Raw genomic sequence first — 14,155 nt, 5'->3', positions numbered from 1 at the left:
ATCCCAGCCGAACGGAATATGCGCTAGCCGCGACCGTTTTCGACGGTTTTCACCGTTTAAGTCAGGCGATCCGTTTTTCCGTCGGATCGCAGGGATGTCGTGCGCACACATGCGCCGTACATAAGCACGCCCACGCTGCGGCACCTATTATGGGCATCGGCCGAGCGAAAGAGGCCCAGAATCCGGGCCTTCGATCGCGTTCCATTGCCCATAATGGAACCGCCGCCAACCTCATATCCACAGGCCCGCCGCGAGTGGAATGAGAACGGCACCGCGCGCGAGCAGGAGCAAACCACTCCCGACCAGGACGACGCCGATCGATCGCGCGATGCGCAACCCTGCCGGCGCGAGACGTTCCGCCGTGATGGCGGCCGTCACGGCCGCCATCACCGCCAGATCCATCATCCCGACGACGAGCAGGATCGCCGTCAGGCCGGCGGAGCTGCCGACGCAATGGACGCCGAGATGCAGGCCGTGCCGCCACGCCGCATCGGCATCCCCCGCCAACCGACCCGGCCGCTCGCGGCAGCCCGCGAGCGCGCGCCGCTTCCAGGCGGTGAACTGCAGGAGGCCCGCGATCAGGACGACCGCGCCGGCATACGGCCGCGCCGGCGGCAGCACCGCGTCAAGCGCAAAGACGGCCAGTCCGACCCCGGTCCAGGCGCAGAAATAGCCCGCAGCGACCAGCCCGGTCAGCCGGTCGATCGGCGCGCCGGTCCCACCGACGGCCTGTCGATAGCGGCGCAGCATGGGCACAAGCGAGGGCAGCATCATTGCCGTCATCATCATCAGCCACATGCCGAGGAAGGAGGCGGCGGTGCTTGGCCGCAACATCATCGTCCCGCCGCCGCAGATCGGCATGCCGGTCGTCGCCATGCCGATCGTCGCGGCCGCGCTGGCGACGAAGCCGACCGCCGAGACGGCGAGGAAGGTGCGCTCGCCCTCCTCGCCCTTTGTCGCAACGCAGGCCATGGTGGTCAGCGCTGGGCGTATTCGTCGTGGCGGCGCCACCAGACGCCGCCCGCCTCGTTGCGGCCCAGCGGCGCGCGGTCGAGCCACTGGTAGGCGCCCCACAGGCTGTCCACGCCGCGCGCGTAGCCCGAATAGGTGTGATAGACGGCGCCGTCCTCGACCACGAAGGCGCTCAGCCCGGGCCGGTCGCGCGTGTAGGTGAGCGCGTCGGTCCCGCAGGTCGTCGCGAACTGCACGACCGGCTCGGGGAATTGCGTGGTCGCGTCCATCGCATGGCCGCCGCGCGCGTAGTTGTATTCGATGCTGCCGTCGCGCTGCTGCTGCTCGGTGAACGCGACGTTGAAGTCGAAGTTGAAGTCGCCGCTGGCCGACGACACCCAGGGGAACGACCAGCCCATGCGCTTCTTGTAGGCCTGCAGCTTGCTGAGCGGCGCGCGCGACACAGCCATCAGCGTGACGTCGTGGTTGGCGAGGTGAACGACGGAGCCGTCGAACCCGTCGGCGATCATCGAGCAGGACGGGCAGCCCGCCTTGTAGTCGGGTCCGAACATGAAATGATAGACGAGGAGCTGCGAGCGTCCGGCGAACAGGTCGGCCAGCGTCGCGCTGCCCTGGTCGGTCTCGAACCGGTACGCCTTGTCGACGCGAACCCACGGTAAGGCCTGGCGCTGCTCGGCCACCTGGTCACTGCGCCGGGTCAGCTCCTTCTCCGCCGCGAGCAGCTTCAGTCGCGCTGCCAGCCATTCCTCGCGGGTTCCCGTCAGATGCTTGGTCATTTGCTTCACTCCTTGAGTGGATGTCGTGCGATATAGATTGGCGACGACCCCTCGACCGGTGGGAGTGACAAGTGTGGCGGGATTCGCATGGACTCGCTGATCACGGCAGCTGCACGCGCGCTCGCAGCGGGTGATCCGCTCGGCGCGCTGAACCGGATCGCGCTGCGCGACGATGCGCCGGCGCTGGCCCTGCGTGGCATCGCCATGGCCCAGCTCGGCGATCTCGACCGCGCCAAGGCGCTGGTGCGGCGGGCGGCGCGCGCCTTCGGCCCGCACGAGGCGGTGTCGCGGGCGCGCTGCGTCGTCGCCGAGGCCGAGATCGCCCTGGTCAGCCGGGACCTCGGCTGGCCGGCCAAGACGCTCGACGCGGCGCGCGCGACGCTCGAGCGGCACGGCGACCGGGTGAACGCCGCGCAAGCCCGCTCGCTAGCGATCCGCCGCCTGCTGCTGATCGGCCAGCTCGACGAGGCCGACCGCCTGCTGGCGGAGGCCGATCCGGCGCCCCTGCCGCCGGCCCTGGAGGCCGTTCGCGAGCTAGTGCGCGCGGGCATCGCCATGCGCCGGCTGAAGGCGGGCGCCGCGCGCGTCGCCGTCGCGCGGGCCGGACGCGCGGCCGAGCGGGCCGGCATTCCAGCGCTGACGGCCGAGGTCGAGAGCGCGCTGCGCGTGCTCGACACGCCGGCGGCGCGGCTGATCGCGCGCGGCGGGGAGCGCCAGATGTGGCTCGACGACGTCGAGGCGCTGCAGGCCTCCAAGGCGCTGGTGGTCGATGCCTGCCGTAACGTCGTGCGCGATCCGCGCGCGACGGTGGCGCTCGCCCGCCGGCCGGTACTGTTCGCGCTGGCCCGGACGCTCGCCGAAGCCTGGCCGGGCGATGCCTCGCGCGCCACGCTGCTGACGCAGGCGTTCGGCGCCAGGGTCGCCGACGAGTCGCATCGCGCGCGGCTCAGGGTCGAGATCGGGCGGCTGCGCGCGATGCTGCGGCCGCTGGCCGAGGTCAGCGCGACCGAGCGCGGTTTCGCGCTGACGCCGCGCCGCGCCCGCGACGTCGTGGTGCTGGCGCGGCCGATGGAGGAGAAGCATGCCGACGTGCTGGCGCTGCTCGCCGACGGCGAAGCGTGGTCGAGCTCGGCGCTCGCCCTGGCGCTCGGCGCCAGCCAGCGCAACGTGCAGCGGGCGCTCGAATCGCTGGCGGCGGCCGGCAAGGTGCAGGCCTTCGGCCACGCCCGGGCGCGGCGCTGGATGACGCCGCCGGTGCCGGGATTCACGACGACCTTGTTACTCCCGACCGCCCTGCCGACTGGCTAGGTTGGGAGCATGAAAACCACACCTGCAGAAATCCTTCGCGAGTACGGCCCCTTTCCTGGCGTCGACCAGGTGGGCGGAGTGACCTTCGACGGCCAGCATGTCTGGCTCGCCTGCGGCGACCGGCTGAATGCCCTCGATCCGGCGAGCGGCAAGACGGTGCGCTCGCTCGACGTGCCGGCGCATGCCGGCACTGCCTTCGACGGCCGCCACCTGTTCCAGATCAGCGAGAGCCGCATCCAGAAGATCGACCCCAAGTCCGGCCAGGTGCTGGCCACCATCCCGTCGCCCGGCAAGGGTGGCGATTCGGGCCTCGCCTGGGCCGAGGGCACGCTCTGGGTCGGCGAGTACCGGGCGCGCAAGATCCATCAGATCGATCCCGAGACGGGCACGATCCTGCGCACCATCGAGTCCAACCGGTTCGTGACCGGCGTCACCTGGAACGACGGCGAGCTGTGGCACGGCACCTGGGAGAATGACGAGTGCGAGATCCGACGCGTCGATCCGCAGACCGGCGCCGTGCAGGAGAGCCTCAAGATGCCGCCGGGCATGGGCCTGTCGGGCCTCGAAGCCGACGACGACCGTTTCTATTGCGGCGGCGGCGGCAGCGGCAAGGTGCGCGCCGTGCGACGACCGCGGCGCGCGGCTTAGAGCATCGCATTCCTCTCCATTCATATGGGGAGGTGTCGCGGTATTCCGCGACGGAGGGGTCATGAGCAACAGGCTCGCTGGGGCTCATGACCCCTCCGTCGGCGACTACGCCGACACCTCCCCATATGAATGGGGAGGGTTGCGTGCGCTCAGAAGGCCGGCTTGTTGGCGAGCGCCAGCAGCAGCCGCTCGGGCTTGATGGTGGAGAGCTTGGTGCCCTGCCGCACCGTCGGCGTCACCTCGATGCCCTTCACCGCGTCGAACACCGCCGTGTCGGGATTGAAGGCGTAAAGCTGGCCTTCGGTCAGGTTGAACCACCAGGCGTGCAGCACCAGCTTGCCGGCGCGCACGCGTTCGGCGATCCACGGGAAGCCCATCAGGTTGGCGACGCTGTTGACCACCGAGGCCTGCTCGACGGCGCGCACGATCTCCTCGCGCGAGCGGCCGGCCAGATCGTTCACCGCGACGTCGCGTACGTTGCGGGCCACGGAGATCCAGGTCGTGAGGTAGTCGTAGCCCGCCGCGGCGCTGGCCGAGCCGTCGACCAGGGCGGCGATGCCGCCGCACAGCGCGTGGCCCAGGATCACCACATGCTCGACCTCGAGGCCGCGCACGGCGTACTCGATGGCGGCCGAGGTGCCGTGCTGCGCCTGGTCGGGCGGGATCTGCGCCGGCGGCACCATGGCGGCGATGTTGCGCACGGTGAAGATGTCGCCGGGCTGGGTCTGCGTCAGGATGCCGGGATCGACGCGGGCGTCGGCGCAGCCGATGATCAGGATCTTGGGCGACTGGCCCTCGGTCGCGAGCTTCTCGAACAGGTCGAGATGCTCGCGGTAGTAGCCCAGGCGGAAGTCCGCGAAGCCTTTGAGGAGCCGATCCAATGCCATGGTGTGTCTGCAATGACTGAAGAATTGCTCTACGACAAGCGCGGCGATGTCGCCTGGGTCACCTTCAACCGGCCGCAGGCCCGGAATGCGCTGACTTTCGCCATGTATCAGGGCCTGGCCGAAATCTGCGGGCGGATTGAAAAGACCCGCGAGGCCAAGGTGATCGTGGTCACCGGCGCCGGCGACAAGGCCTTCGCGGCCGGCACCGACATCGCCCAGTTCAAGGACTTCAAATCAGGCGAGGACGGCATCGCCTACGAGACCAAGATGGACGCCACGCTGGAGATCATCGAGCGCTGCCCCGTGCCGACCATCGCCGCGGTGTCGGGCTTCTGCACCGGTGGCGGCATCGCCATCGCCGGCGCCTGCGACTTCCGGCTGGCGGCGGCCAACGCGCAGTTCGGCGTGCCGATCGCGCGCACGCTCGGCAACTGCCTGTCGATGTCGAACTACGCGCGGCTCGCGGCGCTGGTCGGGCCGCAGACGGTCAAGGAGATGCTGCTGCTGGCCCGGATGGTCGACGCGCAGAAGGCGCTGCAGGCCGGGCTGGTGATGGAGGTGTTGCCTGACACCGCGGCGCTGCATGCCCGCGCGCAGGAGATCGCCGAGACCCTGGCCGGCCACGCCCCGATCACGATGCAGGCCACCAAGGAGGCGATGCGCCGCCTGCAGGCGAAGATCGCCGACGAGAACATCGACGACCTGATCCGCCACACCTACGGCAGCGCCGACTTCCGCGAGGGCATGACCGCGTTCCTGGAGAAGCGCCCGCCGAAGTGGACCGGGCGTTAGTCTTTCATATTCCTCTCCCCCGCTAGGGGGAGAGGAGAAAGATTGCGTTCGCCCGCCAGCACCTTGCGCACGCTGGCGACGGTGCGGTCGATATCGTCGTCCGAGGTCAGCCAGTTGCACACCGAGATGCGCATCACCCGCATGCCGCTCCAGCTGACGCCGCCGAACCACGCCACGCCGTCGTCCTGGACGCGGCGGATCATCTTGTCGGTGAAAGCGTCATGGTTGCCGTCGCGGCTGAGAAAGCGCACCAGCCCCTGATTGATGACCGGCGGCGCCACGATCTGGGCGCCGTCGAGTTGGCCGATCTCCCGCACCAGGCGCTCGGCATGGGCGCAGCAGCGATCGATCATCGCGCCGATACCGGCGCGGCCGAGCGCGCGTACCGCCGCATAGAACGGGAATCCGCGGCCGCGGCGCGACCATTCGGGATTCCAGTCCTTCTGGTTGCGCACCTGCTCGGTCGGTACGGAGTAGCTCGTGTCCTGGGCGAAGGAAGCGCGATGCGCCGCGGCATCGGCCACGAACACCAGCCCTGAATCGAACGGCAGGTTCAGCCACTTGTGGCCGTCGGTCGCCCACGAATCGGCAAGCTGCACACCGGCGAGAAGGCGGCGATGCCGATCGCTGACCGCGGCCCACAGGCCGAACGCGCCGTCGACATGCACCCAGGCCTTCGCTCCATGGGCGAAGTGGCACGCCGGCTCGAAGGGATCGAACACGCCGGTGTTGAGGTCGCCTGCCTGCAGGCAGACCACGGTGGGGTCGTCGGTGCGGCTGAGCGCCTCCTCGAGCGCGCGCAGCTCGATGCGGCCGGAATTGTCGGCACGCACCTGGACGATGGCGTCGGTGCCGACGCCGAGCAGCCGCGCCGAGCGCAAGATCGATTCGTGGCGGTTCTCGGTCGTCAGGATGCGCAGCGGCGGCGCACCGGAGAGGCCCCTGGCCTCAACATCCCAGCCTCTATCGCGCAGCAGCTTGTGGCGCGCCGCGGCCAGCGCCGTCGTGTGCGCCATCTGGCAGCCGGTGACGAAGGCGAAGGAGGCCGATTTCGGCAGGCCGAACATCTCCTTGGCCCAGTCGCCGCAGACCTGCTCGACCACCGCCTCGGCCGGCGCGGTGAGATTGGAGGCGGCGTTCTGATCCCACGCCGAGGTCAGCCAGTCGGCCGCCAGCGCGACCGGCAAGGTACCGCCGATCACCCAGCCGAAGAAGCGGCCGCTGCCCGAGCCCATCAGGCCGCCCTCGCAATCACGCACCAGCTCGTCGATCACGGCCTCCGCCGGCTGGCCGGCCTCGGGCAAGGGCTTGCCGAGCCGGTCTTGCAGCTCGGCGATGGTCGCCGTCGCCGCGATCGGCCGCGACGACAGGGAATCGAGGAAGGCGGTGGCGTGCGCCGCCGCGCGGTCGAGGACTTGGGTCATGGCGATGCAATGCCCCCGATGGGGTATCGGTTGTTTCGGTCGTCGCCGAATGGTCAGGTGTTGTCAGGTGTCGTGGCAGGATGGCCGCGAATCACAGTGGGAGACACGATGCGCTTCGGATCGATCCTAGCCGCAAGCCTCTGCCTCGCGGCGACCGCGTGCACCGACGGATCGAAAGCCGTGATGAACAAGGAGGACATGCTGGCCGCGTCGGGCTTCAAGTTCGTGCCGGCCAACACGCCGGCGCGCCAGGAGGCGTTCCGGCGCCTGCCGCCGCACAAGTTCGTGCGCGAGGTCAGGGGCGACAAGGTGCTCTATGTCTATGCCGACCCGACGATCTGCGTCTGCCCCTATGTCGGCGGCCAGAAGGCCTACGGCGCCTACCAGGCCCGCCGTCTCGACAAGCGGATCGCAGACGAGCAGCAATGATCGCCTCGGACATGACTATGGCCAACTGGAACTGGACGCTGTGGGCCGACGGCTATCCGATGGGTTGGCCCTACGTCGATTCAATCTACAACTATTAGAACCGCGCTTCGACGCTGCCCAGGCCCGCGAACTCGCCGCGCGCCCGCGTGCCCGGCGGGTAGTAGCGCAGGCCGGTCCACGAACCGGTGGTGATCGCCTGGCCTTTGCGGATGCCGCCGCGCTGGCGGACGGCGTGGTCGATCATCCAGGCGAGCGGCCGCACCGGATCGACCGCGCCGAGGCCGCCCTTCTGCTCGACCTCCGTCCTGCCGTCGATCGTGAGCTTCACCTGGAGGTTGGCCCAGTCGAGGTTCTTCCAATCCTTGATCGAGGAGCCGACCACCAGCGCGTGGTTCATCTGGTTGTCGGCCAGCAGCCATTCGGGATCGGCCGACTTGACGTCGGCCAGCCGGGTGTCGACCACCTCCATGCCGACGAAGGCATCGCCCACCGCCGCCAGCGCCTCGTCGCGCGGCACCGGAGCACTGCGGGCGGCGATGTCCTTGACGACGTGGAAGGAGATCTCGATCTCGACGCCGATCATGTGCATCGCCTTGCCGTCGAAGGTAGCGGGCGACGGCATCAGCGCGCCGGCCAGCAGCGGCGCCGGGTTGGGCTCGGCGGTCGGCGTGCGGGCGCCGACCTTCCAGCCCGCGACCGGGCCGGTCGCCTGGGCGACGCCGTCCTGGATGGCATAGACCGCGGCGCGGTCCGGAAGCGGGAAGGGCGGCTTGACCTGCACGCCGGAACGGCGCGCCTCCAAGAGCTGCTGCACCGCCTGAGAGATGTCGACGCTCATGGTAAGCTCCGGCCAACAAAGAACGGAGGAACCATGCCCTACGCCGAGGGGCGCGTCATTCACGATGCCGATGCGCACATCATGGAGATGCCGGGATTTCTCGCCGAGCATCTCGAGGCGAAATACCGCACGCAGGTGAGCGACCTGCAGCTCTTCCCGCGCCGCGACGGCTTCCACAGCCGGCTGGAAGAAGCCGAGCGCGCCGCAGGCGAAGGGTTCGACGATTCCCAGATCATGCTGGCCAAGAACTGGAGCGCGCTGGGCTCGTGGCGGCGCCAGGACCGGCCGCGCTCGATCGACCTGCTGGGCTTCTCCAGCCAGCTGATGTTCACCACGGCGCTGCTCAACTTCTCCAACGTGCTGGAAAGCGGCCAAGACCACGACCTCGCCTACGCCGTCGCCCGGGCGCACACGCGGCACATGGTCGAGTTCTGCTCGGTCGACCGGCGCCTGCTGCCGACCGGCTATGTGCCCCTGCTCGACTTCGAGCGCACCGCAGAGACGGCGCGCGTGGCGATCGAGGCCGGCGCCAAGGCGCTGCTGATCCCCTCGCGCTGCCCCGACGATCATTCGCCCAGCCACATCGGCTTCGATCCGCTGTGGGCGATCGCGCAGGAGGCGGGCCTGCCGATCGTATTCCATGTCGGCGGCGGCGGCCTGTTGCTGGAGAAGGCCTGGTTCGACAACGGCCTGCCGCCGGTGCCCGACTTCCACGGCGGCGACGACAATTTCCGCTCGCTCGACTACATGGCGATCGGCTTTGCGCCGATGAAGGCGCTGACCGCATTGATCGTCGACAGAGTGCTCGACCGCTTCCCCAAGCTGAGGTTCGGTGTGATCGAGCAGGGCGCGTCGTGGGTGCCGGGCTGGATGCGCAACATGGACAGCGCGCACAACGCCTTCTGCAAGAACGAGGAACGCCTGCAGAAGATGTCGCTCAAGCCCAGCGAGTTCGTGAAGCGCCAGGTGCGCGTGACGCCCTACCCGCACGAGGACACCGGCTGGATCATCGCCAATACGGGCGACGAGGTCTGCCTGTTCTCCTCCGACTATCCGCACGTCGAGGGCGGCCGCCATCCGATCAAGCGCTTCGAGGCGTCGATGGAGAAGGCGGACGTCTCTGCGGCACAGAAGCAGCGTTTCTATTGCGACAACTTCGTCGATCTCATGGGCAGGGGCCTGTCATGAAAACCTATTCGACTCTGCTGACCGAGCGCACCGGGCCGGTGCACAAGATCACCGCCAACCGGCCGGAGGTGCTTAACGCGCAATCGCGCGTCCTGCTCGAGGAGCTCGACGACGCCTTCCTGCGCGCGATCGACGACGACGCGGTACGGGTGATCATCCTGGCCGGCGCCGGCAAGCATTTCTCGGCCGGCCACGATCTCGGCAGCCCGCAGGAGATGGAGGATCAGAAGAAGACGCCGCTCGAATCGGGCTTCAAGGGCGAGTACCGGCGGATATGGGAGCGCTTCTTCGAGAACACCATGCGCTGGCGCGACCTGCCCAAGCCGACCATCGCCCAGGTCCAGGGCTACTGCATCATGGGCGGCATGATGATCGCCTCAGCCTGCGACCTGATCGTCGCGTCGGACGATGCGCTGTTCGCCGACAGAGCCGTGAAGTGGGGCGGCGCGCATGTGCAGTATTTCTCGATGCCGTGGGACCTCGGTCCGCGCAAGGCCAAGGAATATCTCTTCACCGGCGAGTTCATCTCTGCGGCCGAGGCCGAGAAGCTCGGGCTGGTGAACCGCGTCGTGCCGCGCGCGGCGCTGGAGGAGGAGACCATGAAGCTGGCGCAGCAGATCGCCGAGCGCGATCCGTTCGCGCTCAAGTTCGCCAAGGCCTCGGTCAACGAGATGCAGAACGCGCAAGGCTGGCGCGAGGCGATGGAGGGTGCGTTCAAGAACTACATGATGACCATCCCGCACCGCATCGAGCTCGGCACCTACGGCGCCGCGGCGCGTGAGAAGAACCCGAAGGACCGCTTCGGGATGCTGAACAAGAACCAGGCGAAGAAATAACCCTCCCCCGTCAGCGGGGGAGGTGTCAGCGTCTTACGCTGACGGAGGGGTCATGACCCCTCCGTCGCGGATGACCGCGAGAAGAACTTCGCGAACCACTCCAGCGTCGCCTCGGGCGCTTCCTCGGCGATGTAGTGGCCGGCCTTGACCGGGCCGCCAGTCACCGTGCTCGCGCAGTAGCCCTTCCACAGCGCGAGCGCGTCGTACCATTCGCCGATCTTGCCGTTGCTGCCCCACAGCACCAGCATCGGACACGCCACTTTGCGGCCGGCGGCGCGGCTCTCGCGGTCGTGCACCAGGTCGATGGTCGCGGCGGCACGATAGTCCTCGCACATGCCGCGGGTGGTGTCGGGCTGGCGCGCCCAGTGGAGATAATCCGCCAGCGCCTCGGGCTGGAAGACGTTGGCCGGCCTGGGGCTGCGCGAGGTGTGGCCGTGGAACCACGCGTCCGGCGCGGCGGCGATCACCGATTCGGGAATCGGATGCGGCTGGGCGAACCAGAACCAGTGGTAGTAGCCCATCGCGAACTCCATGTTCGCGCGCTCGAAATGCTCGATGGTCGGCACGATGTCGAGCACCGCGAGCTTCTCGACCCGCTCCGGATGGTCGAGCGCCAGCCGATGCGCCACCCGCGCGCCGCGATCGTGGCTGCCGACCTTGAAGCGGTCGAAGCCGAAGGCCTGTATCACTTCGACGGCGTCCTGCGCCATCGCCCGCTTGGAGTAGAAGGCGTGATCCTTGCTCGCCTCGGGCTTGAACGAGCCGCCATAGCCGCGCAGGTCGGGCGCGATCACGGTGAAGCGCTCGGCGAGCCTTGGCGCGACGCGGTTCCACATCGCGTGGGTCTGCGGGTTGCCGTGCAGCAGCAACAGCGGCGGGCCCGAGCCGCCATGACGCAGGCGGATCTTGTCGCCCGATACAGCCACTTCGGCCAGCGTGAAATTCTCGAAGAACATGTCTGTACGCCTCCGGCGATCCTGCATAAGGATGCGCCATGATCATCGACGATATCACCCGCGTACCCAATCGGACTCTGCCGAGCAAATCCTCCGTTGCCGTCTATCGCCTGCCGGGCGGCGGCGGTTTCCTGTGGGCGGTGGCGACCTCGCCCGACCGCACGCAGGACATCAAGCGGCAGACGCTGGGCTGCCTCGGCGTGATCGACCGCTATCTGACGGAGCACGGGCTCGATCGCACCCGCATCGTGAAGGCGGAAGTCGTCGTCACCGACCATGCGAACAAGCCGGCCTTCGACGAAGCCTGGGCGAGCTGGATGCCGGACGGCAAGGGTCCCGTCCGCTCGTTCGTTCAGTCGATCATGCCGGAGGGCGACATGATCGAGATCATCATCACGGCCGCGCTGCCTTGAAGCTCACTCGGTCATCGCCCGTTTCGGGACCGTGAGCGGCGGCGCCGGCGGGCCTTCCATGCCCTGCGCCGTCCTGAACGACAGCGAGGTCACGAAGCGCTTGCGGTCGTGGGCGCCGGCGCCTTCGCCGCCGGCCCTGACCATCGGCCGGGTGCTGCGCGACTACTGGCGCTCGGACTGGCCGGCCGAAGGCATGGCGACGCTGACGCGGCTGCGCATCGAAACAGGCACCGGCCGGGTCGAAAGCCGCGCCGTCGCGTCAGGCATCAGCCACGAGTTCCCGAAGTTCGACCCGCGGCGGGTCGGCAAGCCCTATCGCTACGCCTATATCGCCTGCAATCCCGCCCACGCCACGCGCGGGCTGCAGCAGCAGGTCGGCAAGGTCGATGTCGAGAGCGGTGCGCTCACGACGCACGACTTCGCGCCGGACCGCTATGTCGGCGAGCCCTACTTCATCCCGACCGGCGCCGGCGAGGACGAGGGCGTGGTGGTCACGATCGTGTTCGACGCCGCATCGCAACTCAGCGCCATCGTCGGCCTCGATGCGCGCGACATCGCCGCCAAGCCGCTCTTCACCGCGCGGCTAAAACACCACGTGCCGTACGGCCTGCACGGCTGCTTCAGTCGGGACTGAGCGCAGCGCGGTGGCGCGTCGGGCAGCTGGCATTGATCGCGAAGTTGACAGCCGCCTGGCGAAGCGGCTGCGTTGACTCCTCCAGCCGGCCATTGTCCTAATGTCATGACAATAGGAGAGCCGGTCCGAAGATCGGCCAGCCGGAGGACGTCCATGAAGTCGTTTCGCGCGATCTGGGCAGCGCTTGCGCTGAGCCTTGGCCTTGTCGGCGCCGCCCGCGCCGAAGAGATCGTCGTCACCCACTACGCCTCGCTGCTCTACGGCACGCCTTATGCGGTGGCGCTCGACCAGGGCTTCTTCAAGCAGGCCGGCGTCGACGTCACCGGCATCCTGACCTCCAAGGGCGGCGGCACCTCGGTCCGCAACATGATGGCGGGCGACACGCTGTTCGCCGAGGTCGCCTTTCCGGCGGCGCTCAGCGCACTGAAGGAAGGCTTCCCGATCAAGATCATCAGCGGCGGAACCGCCGGCCCCAGCTCGTTCTGGGTGACGCGGCCGGACATGAAGATCGACACACCGGAGGATCTCAAGGGCAAGCGCTTCGTCTACAGCCGGCCGAAGTCGGTGAGCGAAAGCAGCATCTTCGCGGTGCTGAAGAGCCATGGGCTGAAGCCGTCCGACGTGCAGATGATCGCGATCGGCGATTTCGGCGCGGGCCTCACGGCGCTCGAGCACAACAAGATCGACATCGCCATCATCCCCGAGCCGATCTACTCGCAGAAGATGAAGGCGGGCGCGAAGTACAAGATCATCCCGTGGCTCGATTCCAAGCTGCCGCCCTACACCCAGACCGTCGGCATCGCGACCAACGACATGATCGCCAAGAAGGGTGACAAGCTGCGCGCCGTCATCGAAGGCCGCCGCAAGGGCACCGACATGCTCTACAGCGACCACAAGGCGACCGCCGCCGCGCTCGCCAAGGGCTACAACCTGCCGCCCGACATCGCCGCATCGGCGCTGGCCGGCATCCTCAAGCAGACGCCGACCTGGTGGAGCCGCGGCGAACTCGACATGAAGCAGATGGAAGACACCGCGCTGTCCCTGAAGGACACCGGCGCGCTCGAGGGCGATGTCGACTGGAAGGCCGCCATCGACGATCGCTTCATCCCCAAGGACCTGCAGTCCAAGACGCAGTGACGTCGATGACCGTCGTCGCCCGTCTCACCGACGTCTCGCGCATCTACCCGCCACGCGCGGGCCACGCGGCGGTCCACGCGCTGGGGCCGCTGTCGATGGAGCTGCGCGCCGGCGAGTTCTTCTCGGTCGTGGGCCCTTCGGGCTGCGGCAAGTCCACCCTGCTCGACGTGCTGTCGGGCCTCGCCCCGCCCAGCCAAGGCACGGTCGAGTTCGAGGGCAAGCCGGTCGCCGGCGTCGTGCCCGAAGGTGTCGGCGTGGTCTTCCAGGAGGACGCTTCGTTCCCTTGGCTGCCCGTCGAAGACAACGTCGCCTTCGGCCTGCGCCGCCAGGGCATGGACGCTGCCGAGATCAAGCGACGGGCCGACTTCGCCATCGGCTTCATGGGCTTGAACGACTTCCGCCGCGCCTACCCGAGCCAGCTTTCCGGCGGCATGCGCCAGCGCGTGTGCATCGCCCGCACCCTGGTGCTGCAGCCGCGGCTGATCCTGCTCGACGAGCCGTTCGGCGCGCTCGACCAGCAGACCCGCCTACTGATGGGCGACGAGCTGCTGCGGCTGTGGCGCGAGACCTCGGCCACGGTGATGCTGATCACCCACGCGCTCGACGAGGCCAATCTCCTGTCCGACCGCATCGGCGTGATGTCGGCCCGGCCCGGCCGGTTCATCGACGTGGTCGAGACCGGCTGGCCGCGCGATCGGGACTCGCGGCTGGCCGAGCGGCCCGACTTCGGCGCCGTGACCTCCAAGCTGTGGTCATTGCTGCGCACCGAATCGATGCGGGCGTTGGGGCAAGGCGCGGTGGCGGCGCAATGAGTGGATGGATCAGAGTCAGCCTTCCTCCCTGCGCGCAGCGCGGGGAGGTGGCGCCGCCTTACGGCGACGGAGGGGTCAGGGGCCCCATCGCGCCTGCGGCCCATG

17 protein-coding genes are annotated in these 14,155 nt (G+C 68.5%); 10 read left to right on the top strand and 7 right to left on the bottom strand.

The window, feature by feature from the left end:
* Positions 1–231: 231 nt before the first annotated feature.
* Both J0J01_RS23890 and J0J01_RS23885 read right to left on the bottom strand, forming a co-directional pair.
* The gene (locus J0J01_RS23890) at positions 232–1,011 is read right to left on the bottom strand and encodes a DUF2182 domain-containing protein (protein ID WP_296385291.1); all 780 of its coding nucleotides are present in this window, start codon (positions 1,009–1,011) and stop codon (positions 232–234) included.
* Positions 978–1,748, bottom strand: a complete 771-nt coding sequence (locus tag J0J01_RS23885; RefSeq protein WP_296385290.1) for a thioredoxin family protein — start codon at positions 1,746–1,748, stop codon at positions 978–980. The genes J0J01_RS23890 and J0J01_RS23885 overlap by 34 nt, the downstream gene beginning before the upstream one ends.
* 87 nt (positions 1,749–1,835) lie before the next feature.
* On the opposite strand from J0J01_RS23885, the gene J0J01_RS23880 reads away from it, so the two are divergent.
* Both J0J01_RS23880 and J0J01_RS23875 read left to right on the top strand, forming a co-directional pair.
* The gene (locus tag J0J01_RS23880; protein WP_296385287.1) at positions 1,836–3,056 is read left to right on the top strand and encodes a helix-turn-helix domain-containing protein; all 1,221 of its coding nucleotides are present in this window, start codon (positions 1,836–1,838) and stop codon (positions 3,054–3,056) included.
* 9 nt (positions 3,057–3,065) lie between these two features.
* Positions 3,066–3,704, top strand: a complete 639-nt coding sequence (locus J0J01_RS23875; protein WP_296385284.1) for a PQQ-binding-like beta-propeller repeat protein — start codon at positions 3,066–3,068, stop codon at positions 3,702–3,704.
* Positions 3,705–3,853: 149 nt separating this feature from the next.
* Here the strand turns inward: J0J01_RS23875 and J0J01_RS23870 are convergent, their stop codons facing one another.
* A complete protein-coding gene (locus J0J01_RS23870) occupies positions 3,854–4,591 on the bottom strand; it encodes a carbonic anhydrase (protein WP_296385282.1) in 738 nt (245 codons plus the stop codon).
* Between the two features lie 12 nt (positions 4,592–4,603).
* On the opposite strand from J0J01_RS23870, the gene J0J01_RS23865 reads away from it, so the two are divergent.
* Positions 4,604–5,383 carry an enoyl-CoA hydratase/isomerase family protein gene (locus tag J0J01_RS23865; RefSeq protein ID WP_296385281.1) on the top strand — a complete coding sequence of 260 codons (780 nt, stop codon included), beginning with the start codon at positions 4,604–4,606 and terminating at the stop codon, positions 5,381–5,383.
* On the opposite strand, the gene J0J01_RS23860 is transcribed toward J0J01_RS23865, so the two are convergent.
* Positions 5,380–6,807: an aminotransferase class V-fold PLP-dependent enzyme gene (locus tag J0J01_RS23860; RefSeq protein WP_296385278.1), complete on the bottom strand. Its 1,428-nt coding sequence runs from the start codon at positions 6,805–6,807 to the stop codon at positions 5,380–5,382. The genes J0J01_RS23865 and J0J01_RS23860 overlap by 4 nt on opposite strands.
* A 108-nt stretch (positions 6,808–6,915) precedes the next feature.
* Between J0J01_RS23860 and J0J01_RS23855 the strand changes: the two genes are divergently transcribed.
* A complete protein-coding gene (locus J0J01_RS23855; RefSeq protein ID WP_296385276.1) occupies positions 6,916–7,236 on the top strand; it encodes a hypothetical protein in 321 nt (106 codons plus the stop codon).
* Between the two features lie 94 nt (positions 7,237–7,330).
* On the opposite strand, the gene J0J01_RS23850 is transcribed toward J0J01_RS23855, so the two are convergent.
* Positions 7,331–8,074, bottom strand: a complete 744-nt coding sequence (locus J0J01_RS23850; RefSeq protein ID WP_296385274.1) for a fumarylacetoacetate hydrolase family protein — start codon at positions 8,072–8,074, stop codon at positions 7,331–7,333.
* Positions 8,075–8,107: 33 nt separating this feature from the next.
* On the opposite strand from J0J01_RS23850, the gene J0J01_RS23845 reads away from it, so the two are divergent.
* A complete protein-coding gene (locus J0J01_RS23845) occupies positions 8,108–9,262 on the top strand; it encodes an amidohydrolase family protein (RefSeq protein ID WP_296385273.1) in 1,155 nt (384 codons plus the stop codon).
* Positions 9,259–10,098, top strand: coding sequence for an enoyl-CoA hydratase (locus J0J01_RS23840; RefSeq protein WP_296385271.1), 840 nt, complete (start codon positions 9,259–9,261; stop codon positions 10,096–10,098). Before J0J01_RS23845 ends, J0J01_RS23840 begins: the two co-directional genes overlap by 4 nt.
* 50 nt (positions 10,099–10,148) lie before the next feature.
* On the opposite strand, the gene J0J01_RS23835 is transcribed toward J0J01_RS23840, so the two are convergent.
* Complete coding sequence (locus J0J01_RS23835; protein WP_296385270.1) at positions 10,149–11,054, bottom strand: alpha/beta hydrolase; 906 nt, start codon at positions 11,052–11,054, stop codon at positions 10,149–10,151.
* A gap of 38 nt (positions 11,055–11,092) precedes the next feature.
* On the opposite strand from J0J01_RS23835, the gene J0J01_RS23830 reads away from it, so the two are divergent.
* Positions 11,093–11,467, top strand: coding sequence for a RidA family protein (locus J0J01_RS23830; protein ID WP_296385268.1), 375 nt, complete (start codon positions 11,093–11,095; stop codon positions 11,465–11,467).
* 3 nt (positions 11,468–11,470) lie between these two features.
* On the opposite strand, the gene J0J01_RS23825 is transcribed toward J0J01_RS23830, so the two are convergent.
* Complete coding sequence (locus J0J01_RS23825) at positions 11,471–11,611, bottom strand: hypothetical protein (protein ID WP_296385266.1); 141 nt, start codon at positions 11,609–11,611, stop codon at positions 11,471–11,473.
* Positions 11,612–11,618: 7 nt separating this feature from the next.
* On the opposite strand from J0J01_RS23825, the gene J0J01_RS23820 reads away from it, so the two are divergent.
* The 3 genes from J0J01_RS23820 to J0J01_RS23810 all read left to right on the top strand — a co-directional run bounded on the left by J0J01_RS23820 (position 11,619) and on the right by J0J01_RS23810 (position 14,050).
* A complete protein-coding gene (locus J0J01_RS23820; protein ID WP_296385264.1) occupies positions 11,619–12,101 on the top strand; it encodes a carotenoid oxygenase family protein in 483 nt (160 codons plus the stop codon).
* Positions 12,102–12,254: 153 nt separating this feature from the next.
* On the top strand, positions 12,255–13,238 hold the full coding sequence (locus J0J01_RS23815) for an ABC transporter substrate-binding protein (RefSeq protein ID WP_296385262.1): 984 nt from the start codon (positions 12,255–12,257) through the stop codon (positions 13,236–13,238).
* A 5-nt stretch (positions 13,239–13,243) separates the two neighbouring features.
* Positions 13,244–14,050 carry an ABC transporter ATP-binding protein gene (locus J0J01_RS23810; protein WP_296385260.1) on the top strand — a complete coding sequence of 269 codons (807 nt, stop codon included), beginning with the start codon at positions 13,244–13,246 and terminating at the stop codon, positions 14,048–14,050.
* Positions 14,051–14,155: the final 105 nt, after the last annotated feature.

This window comes from Reyranella sp., from assembly GCF_017305915.1.
Lineage (GTDB): Bacteria > Pseudomonadota > Alphaproteobacteria > Reyranellales > Reyranellaceae > Reyranella.
Note: the sequence above shows the minus strand (reverse complement) of the source record. Positions and strands in the feature narration are given on the sequence as shown.